This is a genomic window from Tepidibacter sp. (assembly GCF_025210165.1).
Lineage (GTDB): Bacteria > Bacillota > Clostridia > Peptostreptococcales > Peptostreptococcaceae > Tepidibacter_A.
On record NZ_JAOASI010000004.1, the window covers coordinates 1 to 18,539 of the forward strand.

At 28.3% G+C, this 18,539-nt stretch carries 20 protein-coding genes; 19 read left to right on the top strand and 1 reads right to left on the bottom strand.

Annotated features, from left to right (window positions below; translation table 11 throughout):
• The 19 genes from N4A48_RS15000 to N4A48_RS00200 form a co-directional block, all read left to right on the top strand.
• The coding region (locus N4A48_RS15000) for a sporulation initiation factor Spo0A C-terminal domain-containing protein (protein WP_293663671.1) at window positions 1–140 on the top strand (140 nt) is incomplete at its 5' end.
• Window positions 141–316: 176 nt separating this feature from the next.
• Window positions 317–1,438 carry a putative cytokinetic ring protein SteA gene (gene steA / locus N4A48_RS00115; protein WP_293663643.1) on the top strand — a complete coding sequence of 374 codons (1,122 nt, stop codon included), beginning with the start codon at window positions 317–319 and terminating at the stop codon, window positions 1,436–1,438.
• Between the two features lie 12 nt (window positions 1,439–1,450).
• Window positions 1,451–2,317: a copper transporter gene (locus N4A48_RS00120; RefSeq protein ID WP_293663644.1), complete on the top strand. Its 867-nt coding sequence runs from the start codon at window positions 1,451–1,453 to the stop codon at window positions 2,315–2,317.
• Window positions 2,318–2,331: 14 nt separating this feature from the next.
• The gene (locus N4A48_RS00125; protein ID WP_293663645.1) at window positions 2,332–3,018 is read left to right on the top strand and encodes a glycosyltransferase family 2 protein; all 687 of its coding nucleotides are present in this window, start codon (window positions 2,332–2,334) and stop codon (window positions 3,016–3,018) included.
• 6 nt (window positions 3,019–3,024) lie between these two features.
• Entirely contained in the window at window positions 3,025–3,825 is an 801-nt protein-coding gene (locus N4A48_RS00130; RefSeq protein WP_293663646.1) for a glycosyl transferase, read from the top strand.
• 12 nt (window positions 3,826–3,837) lie between these two features.
• Window positions 3,838–4,905, top strand: a complete 1,068-nt coding sequence (locus N4A48_RS00135; RefSeq protein ID WP_293663647.1) for a DUF3866 family protein — start codon at window positions 3,838–3,840, stop codon at window positions 4,903–4,905.
• A gap of 3 nt (window positions 4,906–4,908) precedes the next feature.
• Entirely contained in the window at window positions 4,909–5,436 is a 528-nt protein-coding gene (locus N4A48_RS00140) for an NUDIX hydrolase (RefSeq protein ID WP_293663648.1), read from the top strand.
• 65 nt (window positions 5,437–5,501) lie between these two features.
• Window positions 5,502–6,119 carry a hypothetical protein gene (locus N4A48_RS00145; RefSeq protein ID WP_293663649.1) on the top strand — a complete coding sequence of 206 codons (618 nt, stop codon included), beginning with the start codon at window positions 5,502–5,504 and terminating at the stop codon, window positions 6,117–6,119.
• A gap of 16 nt (window positions 6,120–6,135) precedes the next feature.
• Window positions 6,136–7,017: a tyrosine-type recombinase/integrase gene (locus tag N4A48_RS00150; RefSeq protein ID WP_293663650.1), complete on the top strand. Its 882-nt coding sequence runs from the start codon at window positions 6,136–6,138 to the stop codon at window positions 7,015–7,017.
• Between the two features lie 102 nt (window positions 7,018–7,119).
• Window positions 7,120–8,292, top strand: coding sequence for a phosphopentomutase (locus N4A48_RS00155; protein WP_293663651.1), 1,173 nt, complete (start codon window positions 7,120–7,122; stop codon window positions 8,290–8,292).
• Between the two features lie 15 nt (window positions 8,293–8,307).
• Window positions 8,308–9,129, top strand: a complete 822-nt coding sequence (locus N4A48_RS00160) for a purine-nucleoside phosphorylase (protein ID WP_293663652.1) — start codon at window positions 8,308–8,310, stop codon at window positions 9,127–9,129.
• A gap of 31 nt (window positions 9,130–9,160) precedes the next feature.
• A complete protein-coding gene (locus N4A48_RS00165) occupies window positions 9,161–10,486 on the top strand; it encodes a pyrimidine-nucleoside phosphorylase (RefSeq protein WP_293663653.1) in 1,326 nt (441 codons plus the stop codon).
• 297 nt (window positions 10,487–10,783) lie between these two features.
• Complete coding sequence (gene mltG, locus N4A48_RS00170; RefSeq protein WP_293663654.1) at window positions 10,784–11,794, top strand: endolytic transglycosylase MltG; 1,011 nt, start codon at window positions 10,784–10,786, stop codon at window positions 11,792–11,794.
• A 45-nt stretch (window positions 11,795–11,839) separates the two neighbouring features.
• Window positions 11,840–12,487 (top strand): O-methyltransferase, encoded by a 648-nt coding sequence (locus tag N4A48_RS00175; protein WP_293663655.1) that lies wholly within the window; start codon window positions 11,840–11,842, stop codon window positions 12,485–12,487.
• A 12-nt stretch (window positions 12,488–12,499) separates the two neighbouring features.
• Window positions 12,500–13,735 carry a peptidase U32 family protein gene (locus N4A48_RS00180; RefSeq protein ID WP_293663656.1) on the top strand — a complete coding sequence of 412 codons (1,236 nt, stop codon included), beginning with the start codon at window positions 12,500–12,502 and terminating at the stop codon, window positions 13,733–13,735.
• A complete protein-coding gene (udk, locus tag N4A48_RS00185; RefSeq protein ID WP_293663657.1) occupies window positions 13,725–14,369 on the top strand; it encodes a uridine kinase in 645 nt (214 codons plus the stop codon). The genes N4A48_RS00180 and udk overlap by 11 nt, the downstream gene beginning before the upstream one ends.
• Before the next feature lie 57 nt (window positions 14,370–14,426).
• Window positions 14,427–16,097: a peptidoglycan D,D-transpeptidase FtsI family protein gene (locus N4A48_RS00190; RefSeq protein WP_293663658.1), complete on the top strand. Its 1,671-nt coding sequence runs from the start codon at window positions 14,427–14,429 to the stop codon at window positions 16,095–16,097.
• A 53-nt stretch (window positions 16,098–16,150) separates the two neighbouring features.
• The gene (locus tag N4A48_RS00195) at window positions 16,151–16,525 is read left to right on the top strand and encodes a sigma-70 family RNA polymerase sigma factor (protein ID WP_293663659.1); all 375 of its coding nucleotides are present in this window, start codon (window positions 16,151–16,153) and stop codon (window positions 16,523–16,525) included.
• Between the two features lie 35 nt (window positions 16,526–16,560).
• On the top strand, window positions 16,561–16,818 hold the full coding sequence (locus N4A48_RS00200; RefSeq protein WP_293663660.1) for a YkuS family protein: 258 nt from the start codon (window positions 16,561–16,563) through the stop codon (window positions 16,816–16,818).
• 23 nt (window positions 16,819–16,841) lie between these two features.
• Here N4A48_RS00200 and N4A48_RS00205 read toward each other — a convergent pair whose 3' ends face one another.
• Window positions 16,842–18,368, bottom strand: a complete 1,527-nt coding sequence (locus tag N4A48_RS00205) for a recombinase family protein (RefSeq protein WP_293663661.1) — start codon at window positions 18,366–18,368, stop codon at window positions 16,842–16,844.
• Window positions 18,369–18,539: the final 171 nt, after the last annotated feature.

Here is an 18,539-nt window from a genome sequence, read left to right on the forward strand (position 1 = left end):
CTTGGAGTAGAGGAAAGGTTGATACTATAAATCAATTATTTGGATATACAGTTCATAATACAAAAGGAAAGCCAACAAATTCTGAATTTATCGCAATGGTTGCAGATAAATTAAGACTTGAACATAAAGCGGCAAGATAAATAAAAAAACATCTTTTGTTATTGTAAAAAATTACAAAAGATGTTTTTTTATTTATATTAATAGAAAAGTAGTAAAAACTAATTCCTTGTTTAATTTAGATATAGTTATGTGATATAATTAAATTTGTTTAAAAATAAACTTTAAATGGGCATTTTGTAAAACAAGGAGGAAAAACATGCGATTAAAGGCTCCGATAAAAATAGATAGAAAAACTAAAAATCTAGCTAAAAGATTAACAGGAGGAGAAATTGCTGTAATAAATCATAAGGATATAGATGAAGTTGCAGCAAACTCTTTAGTAGAAGGAAAAATAAAAGCTATAGTAAATGCAGATACTACAATAAGCGGTAGATATCCGAATAAAGGGCCTCAAATACTTTCTAATAAAAATATATACATATTAGACAATGTAGGCAAAGACGTATTCGATAGATTAAAAGAAGATGATATTATTGAAATAGTAGACAATAAATTGTATTTAAATGATGAAGTAATAGGAGAAGGTGAAGTATTAGACAAAGAGATAATTAAACAGAAAATAAAGTTGTGCTATGACAATTTATCTATTGAACTAGACAACTTTATAGAAAATACTATAGAATATGCTAAAAAAGAAAAAGGATTTATACTTGGAGATTTAGAAATTCCTAAAATGAAGACAAAATTTAAAGGAAAACATGCGTTGATTGTTGTAAGAGGACAAGATTACAAAGAGGATTTAAGCACGATAATTCCATATATAGAAGAAATGAAACCTGTTTTAATAGGAGTTGATGGTGGAGGAGATGCACTTTTAGAATTTGGATATACACCAGATATGATAGTTGGAGATATGGACAGTATAAGTGATGAATGTCTAAGGAAGTGTAATGAATTAGTAGTTCATGCTTATCCTGATGGAAGAGCACCAGGACTTAAAAGAATAGAGAAACTAGGTCTTAAAGCAACTATATTTCCAGCACCTGGAACGAGTGAGGATATAGCTATGCTTACAGCTTATGAATATGGTGCAAAATTAATAGTTGCACTTGGAACTCACTCGAATATGATAGATTTTCTTGAAAAAGGAAGAAAAGGAATGGCGAGTACTTTTTTAGTAAGGCTCAAAATAGGATCAAAACTTATAGATGCAAAAGGAGTTAACCTGTTATATAGAAGTAAATTAAAGCTAAAGTATATATGGGGTCTTATTCTTGCAGCTCTTTTTCCTGTATGCATAGTAGCGTATTTATCACCATCTATTCAACAGTTGATAAAACTTATGCAGATTAAAATTAGATTATTAATGGAGTTTTAAGGAGGTTTTTTTGTGAATGTAAATATGAAGTATTTTATAGTAACACTGAGTGCTATTTTTATAAGTTTGGGGATTGGAATATTAATAGGTTTTAACTTAAATAGTAATGGAGCATTTGATGAGCAACAAACTCAAATAATATATGATTTAGAGAATAAATTTAATATTATAAAACAACAAAATAGCAATACAGAGAATAAACTCTTACATATAACAAAAGAAAATGAAAATTTAAATAAGTATATAGAAAACACACTGAGCTATGTAGTTGATAAAAAACTAGAAGGAAAAAATATAGGTATATTAAAGACTACAGAAGATTATTTTTATCCTAATGTAGAAGAAGTTATAAATAAAGCTAACGGAAATGTAGCGTTTAATATTGTTATAAAAGATAAGTTGTTAAATGAATTTGAAATAGCACAATTCAACGAAGAGTTTAGTTTGAATTTAAAAGATAAGAATGAATTAATAAATTATATATGTCAAATAACCTATGTAGACAAAAATATTGATTTATTAAACAAAATGGGTGAAAAGGGAATAATAGAAATAAAAACTTTAAATCTTGAGTATAATAATTTAGATACTGTTATACTTGAAGGTGGAAGCTTAGAAAATAACGAGAATAAACTAAATATTGTAGATAAAAATATAATTAAATACTTTAAAGATAACAATGTAAATCTGCTTGGAACTGAAAGACGAGATGTTCAAAATTCATATGTTCCATTTTATAAAGAATCTAAGATATCTACTATAGACAATTTAGATGAGGTTATGGGAAAGATATCGTTAGTTATGGTTATTGGAGGAAAAACAGGGCACTTCGGAGTAAAGGATACTGCAAATGAATTTACGCCTTTAGAAATTAAATAATGAGGAGTTAGTATATGGATAATAAGCATATTAGTATAATAATACCTGCATATAATGAAGAAAATAAAATAAAATCTACAATAGAAGGTATAAAGGACATAAATTGTATAGATGATATAATAATAGTAGATGATGGATCAAGTGATAATACATTTAAAATAGCTTCTTCATATGATAATGTAAAAACATTAAAGCTTGATAATAATATGGGAAAAGGATTTGCCCTAAATTATGGACTAAAAATAGCTATGCAAAATTCTGATATTATAGGATTTTTGGATGCTGACTTAGGAGAAACATCAAGAGATATAGAAAAATTAATATATCCTGTACTCGGTGATGAGTGTGATGTTACTATTGCAAAATTTCCACCAGCAAAGAAAAAGGGTGGTTTTGGGCTTGTTAAAAAACTTGCAAAAAATGGTGTCAAAATGTTAACTGGTGAAGAATTAGATTCAACCTTATCAGGACAAAGAGTTTTCAAAAAAGAAGTTTTACAAAACTTTGAAAAAATGCCGTTTGGATATGGTGTTGAAGTTGGAATGACCATTGATATATTAAAAAAAGGATATAAAATAAAAGAAGTTTTAGTAAATATGACGCATAATGAAACTGGAAGAGACTTGAAGGGATTTATTCATAGAGGAAAGCAGTTTTATCATATAAATATTACTTTACTAAAAAAAACACTAGGGAGGTAATAAGGTTTGATATATATAGTATTTTTAATTGGATTTTTAGGAACTCTATTAATAACTCCTTATTTTAAATCGCTTTTGATAGAAAGTAATATTGTAAGAAAAAACTACAGACAAGATCTAATACCTGTATGTGCTGGAATAATACTTATACCTATGCTTATAATAAACTCATCTATTTTGAGATATTTTTATAAAAGTAATGAAGTGTATATATACTTATTTGGTATAATGAGTATGGCATTTATAGGAATACTTGATGACTTAATAGGAAATAGAGATGTTAGTGGACTTAAAGGACATTTTAAAAGTTTATTAAATGGCAAACTTACAACGGGTGGATTTAAAGCTTTATTTGGTGGTTTTGTGGCTTTATTAATATCTGTTAGCATATCGAGTAATATAATTGATATAGTTGTTAATACACTACTCATAGCACTATCTACAAATTTAATGAATCTTTTAGATTTAAGACCTGGTAGAGCTATAAAAGGATATTTGTTTATTTCATTAATACTACTTTTTGCAGTATCTAGGTATTATGATAAATTAATTATAGTACTTCTGATGTCAAATGTAGCGGCATATTTTAAAGATGATTTAAAAGCAAATAGTATGATGGGAGATACAGGATCAAATGTTTTAGGAATAGCAACAGGAATAATAATAGCTTATAACTTTTCATTTGTAGTTAGACTTTGTGTATTAATACTATTAATACTTATTCATGTAATTACAGAAAAGTATTCTCTAACAAAGATAATTGAGAATAATAAAATACTAAACTATATAGATATGCTAGGGAGATAAAGAGGGGTAAATATGATAAGTAAAAGAGTTGGAATAGTACAAGAGATAATATCTAAAACCGAAGAAATGGAAGAACTTAAGGTTAAGGTAGATAATACTATATATAAGGCTATAAACTATCCTAAAATTAATTCTTCTGCAGATGTTAATGATGAAGTTTTATTAAATACAAGTGCTGTAGAACTTAATCTTGGAACAGGAGGATTTCACTTTGTAATAGCGAATTTAAATAAATTAGAGAGTAAAATGAGTGAAGGTGGACATATAATGAAGCTTAGATATACTCCACTTCAAGTAAAAACATTCTCAGCAGAAGAACAAGAGAGTAAATATCATGATAAAATTAAAAATTTTAAATCGCTTGATAATATGCCTGTTGTAGTTGGAACTCTTCATAGTATGCTAGTTCCATTTGCTGCATCATACAAAAGAATTGATAAGAAAAAAAAATTAGTATACATAATGACTGACGGAGCAGCACTTCCTATATATTTGAGTAAAAATGTACAAAATTTAAAGAAAAATAGACTAATAGATAATACAATAACTATTGGAAATGCTTTTGGAGGTGATTATGAGTGTATAAATATATACACTGCATTAATACTTGCAAAAGAAGTTTTAAAGGCAGACGCTGTATTTGTATGTATGGGCCCAGGTATTGTAGGTACATCTACTAAGTATGGATTTACAGGTATAGAACAAGCTAATATACTTGATGCTGTAACAAAATTAAAAGGAATACCAATAGCTATACCTAGAATAAGCTTTGCAGATAAAAGAGATAGGCATTTTGGGCTTAGCCATCATTCCGTAACTATATTAAAAGAGATGGTTAATACAAAGGTTGTGGTTCCAGTTGGTATACAGAGTAATAAGAATAAAAACTATGTAATCAATCAGATAAAAGAAAATGGTATAGATGAAATACATGATGTTGTATATATAGATAACAATAAAACAAAATCAGACTTAGAATATTTCAACTTAAGAGTAAAAACCATGGGAAGGTCTTATGAAGAAGATAGAGAGTTTTTCAATTCGGCAAGCTCTGCTGCTTATTATCTATTGGAGGGATAGCTTATGATTTTTAAAGAAGAAACTATGAGTTCAGAAATGATATATAATGGAAAAATTATCAACTTAAGAGTGGATACAGTTGAACTTCCAGAGCATAAATACCAAAAAAGAGAGATTGTAGAACATCCAGGAGCTGTAGCAATACTAGCTATAAATGATAAAAAAGAAGTAATACTTGTAAGACAGTTTAGGAAGCCAGTTGAGGAGGTTATAGTAGAAATTCCTGCTGGAAAACTTGAAGAAGGAGAAAATCCTAGGGACTGCGCTATCAGAGAACTTAAGGAAGAAACTGGATACGAGGCTAAAAATATAAAATTTCTAAATGAATTTTATACATCAGCTGGGTTCTCTAATGAAAAAATGTACTTATATTTAGCTACTGACCTACAAGCAGGTAAGTGTTGTCCTGATGAAGATGAATATGTAGATGTTATGAATGTAGACTTAGAAAAAGCCTTAAATATGGTTATAAATAATGAAATAAAAGATTCTAAAACTATAATAGGAATACTTCTAGCAAAAGATCTATAAAGTTGTAATATACCCCTTATTTTTAACATAGAATTATGTAAAGTTAAAAACGAGGGGGTTTTAATTTGAAAAATATATTCAAATTTTCAAATTCAAGTTGTAATTATAAAATAATTATGATAATATTTATATTTTTATTTAGCTTAGGAGTTACAAGTGGAGCGTACTTAAATAAAGTATATTCTATTTCAGATACTTCTATGAATGAGTTTATTTCTAGGACAACCAGTGATTATAATCAAAAGTTCAATCTAATAGGTGAAGGTTTATTAAATCTTAAGAATGATTTTATATATTTAATATCAATGTATTTGGCATCTCTTTTTGTAATTACGAGTCCACTTGTATTGGTTATAGTATTTTTAAAGGGCTTGTCTATAGGTTATACAGTAAATACATTAATTTTGGTTTTGAAGACTAGTTCGATTAAAATGATATTTTTGATATTAATGAAAAATATAATTATAATACCCTTTACATTTTTTGTTATATTCTTCTCTTTTAACTATTTTTTTCAAGCTATACATGCTCTTAGATTATCTAATAGATTTAGAAACTATAATCATATTAAAAAATTAATGTTAAAATATAGTATTAATTTAATAGGATTATTTTCAGCAGTAGTAACAATACAAGGAATAGTAAATTTAGTATCTATGTTCATAATGCAAAAAATATTCTAACTTAGAGGAGTTTAGTATGGATAATATAATAGATAAATATATAGATTACATAATAAAAGATAAAAATCTTTCTCAAAATACTATACTTTCATATAAATCCGATTTAAAAAAATATATAAATTATTTAAAGATTAATAAAGCAGATTATATTAGTGTTAGTGAGAATGATATATTTAGTTTTTTAATACAACTTCAAAAAAATAATACATCAGTATCTACAATATCTAGAATAATATCTTCAATAAAATCATTTCACGAATTTTTATTTAATACTAGGATATCAGATAATAATCCAGCCAGAAAAATTAAAAAACCTAAGGTAGAAAGACCAAAGGTGGACATATTAACACAAAAAGAGATAGAGCTTTTACTTAATGCACCGAATTTAGAAAACATAAAAGGAATAAGAGATAAGGCTATTTTAGAATTATTTTATGCAACTGGTATAAAGGTTTCTGAATTAATTGAGCTCAATATAGATGATGTTAATTTAAATATGGATTATATAAATTGTGTTAATAAAAAAAATACTAGAACCATACCTATTAGTGATACATCTAAAAAATATATACAAAAATATTTAGATGATTCTAGAATGAAAATAGTAAAGAATGAAGATGAAACAGCTTTATTTGTAAATTCAAAAGGTCAAAGATTTACAAGACAAGGACTTTGGAAGATAATAAAAAAGTATACTAAAAATATAAAATTGGATAAAAATGTAACTCCAACTATGCTGAGACATTCTTTTGCTATACATTTACTTAAAAAAGGAGCAAATTTAAGTGTAGTTGGCAAAATATTGGGTAATAATAATTTAACTAGTCTTCAAATATATTTAAATCATATAGATAAGAATATAAGAAAAGAGTTGAAAGAAAATCATCCAAGATTATAATGATTAAATATTATTTAAAGCTATAATTGAAATCACGTTGAATCAATGTTAAAATTTAAATATAACAATATTAATTTATCCCTAAAAAAGGAGTTGATACTAATGAGTAAAAGAGTAGTGTTGATGGTAATGGATAGTGTTGGTATAGGACAGCTTCCAGATGCTCACAAATTTGGAGATGAAGGTGTGAATACGTTAGGAAATATAATAAAAGCATATGATGATATAAAAATACCTAATCTAACTAAACTGGGTATAGGAAATATCGATGGCTTTGAGCAAGTTAAAGAAATAGATTCTCCTATAGGAGCGTTTGGCAAGTGTGCTGAAATATCTCAAGGAAAGGATACTACAACAGGCCACTGGGAAATGGTAGGACTTAGAGTGGATGAACCTTTTAAGACTTTTCCAGAAGGATTTCCTAAAGATGTAATAGAAGAATTTGAAACAAAAACAGGAAGAAAAGTTATAGGTAATAAGCCAGCATCAGGAACAGCAATCCTTGATGAACTTGGGCAGCAGCATATGAAAACAGGAGAGGTAATAGTATATACATCTGCAGATAGTGTATTTCAAATTGCAGCTCATGAAGAAATAATACCTCTTGATGAATTATATAAAATGTGCCAAATAGCAAGAAAAATAATGATGGGAGATAATGCTCTTGCAAGAATAATAGCAAGACCATTTGTAGGAGAACCAGGAAACTTCATAAGAACTGCTAATAGAAGAGACTTTTCACTAGATCCTTATGAAAATACAATACTTGATAACTTAAAAGAAGCAGGTCAAGATGTAATTGCAGTTGGAAAAATAGAAGATATATTCAATAAAAAAGGTATTACTGAGGCAGTTCACACAAAGAGCAATATGGATGGTGTAGATCAAACTATAGAATATATGAAAAAAGATAATAAAGGCCTTATATTTACTAATTTAGTGGACTTTGACTCTAAATATGGACATAGAAGAAATGTTGAAGGATACAAAAATGCTATAGAAGAATTAGATTTAAGAATTCCAGAAATTATGGATAATCTTAAAGATGAAGACATATTGATATTAACTGCTGATCATGGGAATGATCCAACATATAAGGGAACCGATCACACACGTGAATATATCCCAGTTTTAGTATATGGGAAAAATGTAAGAAGTGGAGCTGATATAGGAATTAGAGCGACGTTTTCAGATATAGGAGCGACAATTGCGGATATATTAGGATCTAAGATGCCAAGTAATGGTGAAAGCTTCAAAGATTTAATTTTAAAATAGCAGGAGGAATAATTAATGAAGGATTTAATTACTAAAATAAAAGAAAGTGCAGAATTTATAAAATCAAAGGTGAGAGTTGAGCCGAAAATAGGATTAATATTAGGATCAGGACTTGGAGTATTAGCAGATGAAATAGAAGACGCTGTTAAGATAAAGTATGAAGAAATACCTAATTTTCCAGTTTCAACAGTAGAAGGTCATGCAGGACAGCTTGTAATAGGTAAATTACAAGGAAAAGATGTTGTAGCAATGCAAGGAAGATTTCATTTCTATGAAGGATATACTATGGAAGAGGCTACATTTCCAGTAAGAGTTATGAAGGCTTTAGGTGTAGAAACAATAGTTGTAACAAATGCTGCAGGTGGAGCTAATAAAACTTATGTACCAGGAGATTTAATGATAATAAATGATCATATAAATCTTGGTGGAAATAATCCGCTTATGGGACCTAATAACAAGGAGTTAGGAGTTAGATTCCCAGATATGTCAACGTCTTATACTCCAGAACTTGTATCTCTTGCAAAAGATGTAGCTAAAGAATTAAATATGGATGTTAAAGAGGGAGTTTATACATATTTTACTGGACCAACTTATGAAACACCAGCAGAGATAAGAATGGTTCAAGTTATAGGTGGAGATGCAGTTGGAATGTCTACAGTTCCAGAAGTTATAGTTGCTAGACATTCAAATCTTAAGGTATTAGGTATATCTTGTATAACTAACATGGCAGCTGGAATACTAGATCAACCTTTAAATCATGATGAAGTTATAGAGACTACTCAAAGAGTTAAGATGCAATTTATATCTTTAGTAAAAAACATATTATACAAAATGTAATATATGGAATAGTAAGAGAGGTGTAATAGACATGAGAATGTATGATATTATAAAGAGAAAAAGAGATGGGGTTGAATTAACAAAAGAAGAGATAAACTTTTTTGTAGATGGATACTCAAAATCAGAAATACCAGATTATCAAGCTTCTGCATTTATAATGGCTGTATTTTTACAAAAAATGACTAAACAAGAAACGGTTTATTTAACAGATGCAATGATGAGATCTGGTGATGTTATAGATTTATCAAAAATAGATGGAATAAAGGTTGATAAACATAGTACAGGTGGAGTTGGAGATAAAACTACTATAACTTTAGCACCTCTTGTAGCATCTTGTGGAGCACCTGTTGCAAAAATGTCTGGAAGAGGTCTTGGACATACAGGTGGAACTCTTGATAAGCTTGAGGCTGTACCTGGGCTTTCTATAGAAATGGGTCAAGACAAGTTTACAGACAATGTAAACTCTCATAAGATAGCTGTATGTGGTCAAACTGCTACTATAGTTCCTGCTGATAAAAAACTATATGCACTAAGAGATGTTACTGCTACTGTAGATAATATATCATTAATAGCTAGTAGTATAATGAGCAAGAAATTAGCTTCAGGATCTGATGCTATAGTTCTTGATGTTAAAACTGGTAGTGGTGCTTTTATGAAAGAGTTAGATGATTCATTTGATTTAGCTAAGGAAATGGTTGATATTGGAAATGGCATGAATAGAGAAACTATAGGTGTTATTACAGATATGGATCAGCCACTAGGATTTGCAGTTGGTAATGCACTTGAAGTAATAGAGGCTATAGAAACATTAAAAGGAAATGGACCACAGGATTTTACAGAGCTTTGCCTTAATCTAGGATCATATATGTTGATGTTATCTAAGATTACAAAAACATATGAAGAAGGAAGAAAAATGCTAGAAGAGTCTATAGCTTCTGGAAAAGCTTTAGATAAGCTAAGAGAATTTATAGAAATTCAAGGTGGAAATAAGGATGTAGTTGATAATTATGACCTATTACCAGGAGCTACTAATAAGATAGAGATTAAATCTACCCAAAAAGGATATGTAAGCAAGATTGAAGCGGAAACTGTTGGGATTAGTGCCATGATGCTAGGAGCTGGTAGAGAAACAAAAGAAGATGAATTAGATCTTGGAACTGGAATAGTACTTGAGAAAAAAGTTGGAGATATGGTAGAAGAAGGAGAAACTTTAGCTGTTATGTATATTAATGATATAAAAAAATTTGAAGTAGCTAAAGAAAGACTTCTGTCAGCTTATATTATATCAGATCAAAAGCCTGTTGAAAGAAAACTTATTCATGGAATAGTTACTAAGGATGGAATAGAGAGATTCTAGTAAAATTCAATATGATATAAAAAAGATGTACCCATCAAAGGTACATCTTTTTTATGCTTAAAGAAATTATATAATTTTGTTTTGTAGATAACTTATTAAAAAAGTTACACTTGAGACTATTTTTGAGCAACGGAGCCCGTAGGGATCGTTGGCGACATGAGTCACCGCGTTAGCGAGTAGACGAATTTTGTAGTTCTAATTAATAAGTTGCATATTGTAAAAAGGAGTCTAAAATTATATAATAATATAGATATATAATTCATACTAACTTAAATTTAATAAAAAAGAGGTAATGATATGAAAAAAGTATTTATTATGTGTATTTTGATTGTAGTTATTATAGCATCAGGGTTAGTCTACTTTAATATACAAACAGGTCCTTATGATTTAAGCAGCGAGAAGCAAGTTCTAGTGGATATAAAAAAAGGATCTTCGCTTAATAGCGTTAGTGAAAAACTCTTCAAGAAAAAGCTTATAAAGAACAAATTATTTTTCAAAATAACTGCTAAGGTAAATAATATGGATAAAGGAATAAAGGCTGGCCTTTACAAGATTAATCAGTCGCATTCAAATAAAGAAATATTGGATATATTAAATTCAGGTAGGGTATATAAGGATTTAGTTAAGATCACTATTCCAGAAGGTTTTGAAGCTCATCAAATAGCAGATAGAATTTCAAAACTAGGACTTGTTGATAAAAATAAGTTTATGGATTTAGTAAATAATCCTTCTGAATTTAGTCAAAGTTATACGTTTCTAAACGAAGAAGATATACTATCTCTTGAAGGATACTTATTTCCAGATACATATTTCTTTGATAAGAATTATTCTGAAAAAGATATTATAAATGTAATGCTAAAGAGATTTGATCAGATATATACTGATGAATATAAAAATATTCAAAATGAAAAAAATCTTACACTTAATCAAGTTATATCACTTGCATCTATTGTAGAGAGAGAAGCTAGATTAGATAAGGAAAGAAGTATAATAGCAGGTGTATTTTATAATAGAATGAATATAAATATGCCTCTTCAATCTTGTGCCACGGTTCAATATATATTAGGAGAAAGAAAGCCCAATTTAAGCTTTGAGGATATAAAAATAGATTCTCCGTATAATACATACAAGAATTCAGGGCTACCTCCTGGACCAATAGCATCGCCAGGAAAAAAATCAATAGAAGCTGCTCTTTACCCAAAAAATGTAGATTATTTATATTTTGTAGCTAAGAAGGATGGTAGTCATAGTTTTTCAAAGAATTATAATAATCACTTAAAAAGAAAACAAGAAAATGAAAGTGAATAGGTGGGAAGCCACCTATTTATTTGTGTCATAGAAAGGGTGATACTTTTGAGCAATATAGTAGATGAGTTCGTAGAAGAGTATATAAGAAATACATTAAAAGAAAGTGAAGCCTTTTTAAAAGAATTAGAGGATTATGCAAATGAAAACTTAGTTCCTATAATTCATAAAGAAGTTGCAGAACTTTTAAAGGTAATCTTAAAGATGAACAAGCCTAAGAGAATACTGGAGGTTGGATGTGCAATTGGTTATTCTTCCATGTTGTTTGCAAATACTTTAAATAAAGATTGTGAAATAATAACAGTAGAGAGAAATGAAAAAATGATAGAGCAGGCATCAAAAAACATTAAAAAATATGGATTTGATGATAATATAACTATAATTGAGGGAAGTGCTGAAGAAAGATTAAAAGAAATAAATGGAGAATTTGATATGATTTTCATTGATGCTGCTAAAGGTCAGTATAAATTATTTTATGATTTAGTTATAGATAAATTAAAGCCTGAAGGAGTCTTAATATCGGACAATATACTTTACAAGGGAATGGTTGCAAGTGATAAGTATGTTATCAGAAGAAAAAAGACAATAGTTAAGAGGATGAGAAATTATTTAGACTATATAAGCAATTGTGATTATTTAGATACTAGCCTAATACCAATTGGAGATGGTGTGGCTTTAAGTTATAAAAAATATTAAAGAGGTGTTAATATGCAAAAGGTAGAATTACTAGCTCCAGCTGGAGATTTAGAAAAGTTAAAGATGGCCATTGAATATGGTGCAGATGCTGTATATGTTGGAGGAGAGTTTTTTGGACTAAGAGCAGGTGCTAAAAACTTCACTTATGAACAAATGCAAGAAGGCGTGAAGTTCGTTCATGATAGAGATAAGAAGTTATATGTAACTGTTAATGTAATACCTCATAATGAAGACTTTAAAGGATTAAGTGAATATCTAAAGCAGCTTGAAGAAATAGGAGTTGATGCTGTAATAGTATCAGATCCAGGGGTATTATCGGTTGTAAAAACTGTTATACCTGATATGGAGGTACATTTAAGTACTCAAGCTAACAATACTAACTATATGAGTGCTAAGTTTTGGTACAACCAAGGAGTTAACAGGGTAGTAACTGCTAGAGAGCTTTCATTTGAAGAAATAAAACAAATTAGAGATAATATACCTGAGGATATGGAAATAGAAGCATTTGTACATGGGGCTATGTGCATATCATATTCAGGGAGATGTCTTATAAGTAACTATATGACTGGAAGAGATGCAAATAGAGGAGCTTGTGCTCATCCTTGTAGATGGGAGTATTCTTTAGTTGAAGAAAAAAGACCTGGAGAGTATTATCCTGTATATGAAGATGAGAGAGGTACATTCTTTTTTAATTCAAAAGATTTATGTATGATAGAGTATATACCTCAAATAATAGAATCTGGAATTAAGAGCCTTAAAATAGAAGGTAGAATGAAAACATCTTATTATGTAGCATCTGTTGTTAGAGCATATAGAATGGCTATAGATGAGTATTATAAAAATCCTAAAAATTGGAAGTTTAATGCTATGTGGCTTGATGAAATTAAAAAAGCTAGTCATAGAGATTTTACAACTGGTTTTTATTTTGATAAGCCAAAATCAGATGAGCAACACTATGGATCTAGTTCATATATAAGAGATTATGATTTTATAGGACTTGTTAAATCTTTTGATAAAGAAGAAGGTATAGCAACAGTAGAACAAAGAAACAGAATGTTTGTAGGAAATCAAATAGAAATAATAGGTCCACGTAAAGAGACTATTTACACTAAGATAGATAAAATGTGGAATGAAAAAGGTGAAGAAATAGAAGTAGCTCCTCATCCTAGACAAATAATTAAAATCAAGTTTGATGCTTGTGTTAAAGAAAATTATATATTAAGAAAGGTGATAGACAATGAAAAATAGGCCCCTAATAATAGGAATAACTGGTGGAACTGGTTCGGGAAAGAGTACAGTAACTAAAGCTATAATAGAAAGTATACCTGAGGAAAATTTATCAATTATAGAACAAGATGCTTACTATAAAGACCAAAGCCATCTTGAATTTAAAGATAGATTAAAGACAAATTACGATCATCCATTTGCGTTTGATAATGAACTTTTAATAGGTCACTTAAATGATTTACTTGATGGAAAAAGCATTAAAAAACCAGTATATAACTTTGAAAAACATACTAGAGATTTAGACAAATATACAGAGATTTTTTCTAAAGATATAATAGTTGTTGAAGGTATAATGGTATTAGAAGATGAAAATTTAAGAAATATGTTGGATATAAAGATATTTGTAGATACAGATAATGATATTAGAATACTTAGAAGAATACAAAGAGATATAGAAGAGAGAGGAAGAACAGTTGATTCAGTAATAGAACAATACCTTGCTACTGTAAGACCAGCTCATATGCAGTTTATAGAGCCTTATAAAAAATATGCAGATATTATAATGCCAGAAGGTGGTTATAATAGTGTTGCTATAGATATAGTTGTTGCTAAGATAAAATCTATAATAGAGTCAAAAGTTAAAAAAGATGATTAATTAAAGTATTAACCCCTTGATAATTGGAAAAAATAATTTCTATCAGGGGGTGTTTTTTTGAGAAAAAAAAGTAAAATAAAACAAGATAAGAGACTTTCAATAGTTTTATTTACTTTTATATTTATATTTATATCTTTATTTGCAAGGCTTATGTATATACAAGCTTATAAAGGTAAAGTATATTATGAAAGGGCTATAAGACAAAGTGAAATAAAAATAGACTTAACTAGTAATAGAGGGACTATATATGATAGAGATAATGTAGAACTTACAGATAATGAAAATGAAGATATAGTTGTAATACTAAAGAGAAACTTTAATTTAGATAAAGAAAAAATAGATATACTAAAGAAAGTTACAAAGCTCTCTGAAAAAGAAATATATAATGAATTTGAGACCAAAAGTAATATGATAGAGTTTAAAATAAAATATTTAAATGAGAATTTAAGAAAAGAAATAGAGAGTAAGAGTGCAATTTTAATAGTTAATAAAAAATATAGATATAGAAGTGAGAATATATTAACACATGTTTTAGGTTATATAAATAAATATGAAAATAAAGGTGTAAGTGGAATTGAAAAAGCCAAGAATGATTTATTAAAAGATCAAAACAGAGAATATGTAGAGGCATTCGTAGACGCTAGAAAAAATGTAATTCCTGGGAGTTTTAAAAAATACAAAAGTAATAATACAAATTATAAGAATATAAAATTGACTATAGATTATAACATACAAAGTATAGTTGAGAAAGCACTTGATAAAAAGCATAAAGATGGGGCTGTTGTGGTATCTGATGTAAATACAGGTGAAATACTTGCTATGACATCAAGACCAAATTTTAACCCAAATAAGATAGAAAAATATATAAATAGTGAGAATCAAGAACTATTAAATAAAGCTATTCAATGTAAATATCCACCAGGATCTATATTTAAAATAATAGTAACACTTGCAGCATTTGAAGAAGGAGTAGTAGATGAAGAAGAAAAATTCAACTGTAAGGGATATATAGAATTTGATGGAATGAAGATAAAGTGTTGGAAAAGAGAAGGACATGGGGAAGAAACATTTAAAGAAGCTTTTTATAATTCATGTAATCCAGTATTTGTCGAAGTAGGAAAAAGGCTGGGAAGTAAAAAAATATTAGAAACTGCAAAGAGAATGGGACTATCAGATAAAATAGATATAGGGTTAGAAGAAGAAAAAGAAACGCCACTTCCAAAAGGAGACTCTGTCAAGGGAAATGCTATAGGAAATATATCAATAGGACAAGGAGATATAGAAGTAACTCCTCTTCAAATAAATCAAATGACTCAGATAATAGCTAATAATGGAGTATATAAAAAACTATATCTATTTGATTCTATATTAGACCAAAATATGAATGAGATAGAAAAGTATAAAATAGAAAAAGACAAGGTGGTTATGTCTCCTTTTATAGTGAATAGAACAAAAAAGCTAATGGAAGGAGTTGTTGAAGAAGGTACTGCTAAAAATATAAAAGGAATACACGGAAATAGTGCAGGAAAAACAGGTTCAGCAGAATACTATATTAATGGGAAAAAATTTGTACATGGATGGTTTACTGGATATTATCCAGCAAAAATACCTAAATATGTAGTAACTGTATTTGTATATGATGGGAAATCAGGAGGAGGGGCTGCGGCCCCTGTATTTAAAGATATAATTGAAAATATAAATAATATTAAACAAGTACAGGCACAATAATATAAGCACCCTCATATAATGTAAAGTGACTTATTATATGGGGGGTGAATATATTGACAAATACAAAATCGTTTCCAAATCCACTAACCCCTAAAGAAGAACTAGAATATTTAAAAAAGTTTAGGCAAGGAGACTTAAGTGTCAAATCTATTCTAGTAGAAAGAAATTTAAGGTTAGTAGCTCATATAGTGAAAAAATATACCAACTATCAAGATGATATAGAAGATTTAATATCTATTGGAACTATTGGACTTATAAAGGCAATAGAGACATTCAATATTGATAAAGGAACAAGACTTGCAACTTATGCTGCAAGGTGTATAGAAAATGAGATACTTATGAGCATAAGAGCGGGTAAAAAAAATAAAGGAGAGGTATCCCTTCAAGATCCTATCGGTGTAGATAAAGAAGGGAATGAAATATCTTAAACCTTATATCAACTTTAAATATAGGAGGTTTTATGGTGAAAAATATAGCTGTTGAAAGAACTATGTCATTTGTAAAAAATGATCTAAAAAGAGAAGGTTACCAAATAGATATAATAGATACTAATGAAAAGAATAATCCAAATTATCTAAATAATTTCGATGCATTATTAGTATCAGGATCAAAATCAAATTTTATAGGAATTGAGACATCATCAAGCAAAATACCAGTGATAAAAGCTACAGGAAAGAGTATTGATGATATAAAAGTAGAATTAAACAAAATATTTCATTAATATTTAAAAAGAGTAGCGATTCGCTACTCTTTTGGTAATTTAGGGTAAATTATTAATGTGAACTCATCATTTCTTTTATGCTTTTCTTTTTTATATATAACATTATTTAATAGTGACTTTAATAATCTATTTTTTAATGCATTATTATCTGTCTTTTCATATATATCTAGAAGGTGTGTAAATCTTGGAATACAACTTAAATCAAATTTTTTAGAAATATTTATTAGTTTATTATTAGTTTCATCTATAGAATGCTGTACATCTTTTATTTTTTTATTAATTGAATTTAATCTAGATATATAGGTAGATTCATCGTATATATTTCTTTCTAATAAATCGTGTAAATTATTTTTTTGAAGATTTAAGGTATTCAACTCTTTTTTTAAGCCTTGGAGGATATTTTTATATAATAACTTATCCTTATTTTTATCATCATTATAATACCTATTTAGATCGAGTTCATATTTTTTTAACCAGTATTTCAAAGATGATAATAGGTTATTTTCTATATATGTAAGCTTACTGCTTTTATTTAAACAGTTTTTAGGACACATAATTTGAGAGTCTCTATTTTTATATGGTCTAAGAACCATAGATGAATTACAATAAAAACATCTAATAACTCCTGCTAGAGGGTTTGAAATCTTAGCTTTTGAATTAAAAGGGCTATGAGAGCGACTTGATAGAATTTTTTGAGCTTTTTCGTATGTTCTTGAAGAAATAATAGCTTTGTGTTTTCCCTGAACATCTATCCATTCTGTTTTTGGTCTAATCTTAGTTTCTTTGTTTTTGCCTATTTCATTTGATTTTTTATTAATAGTTTTTTTCCATTGTATTCTACCTGTATATACATTATTTTTTATTATTGAAAGAACTGATGATGATGACCAATTTGAACCTGTATAGCTTTTATAGTTCATGTTATTTAGTTTATCAGCTATTTTTTTAGATCCTAAATGATGATTTGTATATAAATCAAATATAATTTTCACTACTATAGATTGTTCTGAATGAGGAGTTAATGTCCTGTAGTTATCCTTGTAACAAATTTCATATCCATACGGAGGAAGAGTTCCTAAATAATTTCCATCTTCAACACTTCTTATTCTACCATTTTGAAGACGCCTATTTATTATTTTAAGCTCTTTTCTAGCCATAAATGCCTCAAACTCTGAATATTCTTCATCAAATTCATCTTCTAAATTGTATATCTTTCTAGGTGTTATTATTTTAGTATTAGAATTTTTAAATGTTTCAAGAATAAGACCTTGTTCCTTCATATTACCTCTTCCAAGTCTATCTATATCCATGCATAAAACAGAGTCGTATAGGTTATTTTCTACATCATTTAAAAGTTGTAGCATTTGAGGTCTGTGCATTAGGCTTTCTCCAGACACTATTTCTTCCCTAATTTTTAATATATTTAAATTATTTTCTTTTGCATATTTAAGTAGTGCTTTCTTATGTTTTATAAGAGTTTCTTTATCACCTTTTTTTTCAGCTTCTTCATCTGCTCTTGATTTTCTAAGATAAATACAAGTGTTGTTCATGAACATCGTCCTTTCTACTAATAGGTATATATCAAAATTATATTTATAGTGATTAAAATATATGTATAGGCGAAAATAAGATTTGATAAAAATATTAAAAGGGTATAATATATAAGTAACAGCATACTATAAGTTTTTTTGACATTAGTGTGTTAAACAACCATTTAGAAG

Excerpts from the sequence above, each read along its gene's own strand:
- N4A48_RS00165 (WP_293663653.1), top strand. The coding sequence starts at position 9,161 with ATGAGAATGTATGATATTATAAAGAGAAAAAGAGATGGGGTTGAATTA.
- mltG (WP_293663654.1), top strand. The coding sequence starts at position 10,784 with ATGAAAAAAGTATTTATTATGTGTATTTTGATTGTAGTTATTATAGCA.
- N4A48_RS00155 (WP_293663651.1), top strand. The coding sequence starts at position 7,120 with ATGAGTAAAAGAGTAGTGTTGATGGTAATGGATAGTGTTGGTATAGGA.
- N4A48_RS00160 (WP_293663652.1), top strand. The coding sequence starts at position 8,308 with ATGAAGGATTTAATTACTAAAATAAAAGAAAGTGCAGAATTTATAAAA.
- udk (WP_293663657.1), top strand. The coding sequence starts at position 13,725 with ATGAAAAATAGGCCCCTAATAATAGGAATAACTGGTGGAACTGGTTCG.
- N4A48_RS00180 (WP_293663656.1), top strand. The coding sequence starts at position 12,500 with ATGCAAAAGGTAGAATTACTAGCTCCAGCTGGAGATTTAGAAAAGTTA.
- N4A48_RS00205 (WP_293663661.1), bottom strand. The coding sequence starts at position 18,368 with ATGAACAACACTTGTATTTATCTTAGAAAATCAAGAGCAGATGAAGAA.
- N4A48_RS00150 (WP_293663650.1), top strand. The coding sequence starts at position 6,136 with ATGGATAATATAATAGATAAATATATAGATTACATAATAAAAGATAAA.
- N4A48_RS00135 (WP_293663647.1), top strand. The coding sequence starts at position 3,838 with ATGATAAGTAAAAGAGTTGGAATAGTACAAGAGATAATATCTAAAACC.
- N4A48_RS00140 (WP_293663648.1), top strand. The coding sequence starts at position 4,909 with ATGATTTTTAAAGAAGAAACTATGAGTTCAGAAATGATATATAATGGA.
- N4A48_RS00125 (WP_293663645.1), top strand. The coding sequence starts at position 2,332 with ATGGATAATAAGCATATTAGTATAATAATACCTGCATATAATGAAGAA.
- steA (WP_293663643.1), top strand. The coding sequence starts at position 317 with ATGCGATTAAAGGCTCCGATAAAAATAGATAGAAAAACTAAAAATCTA.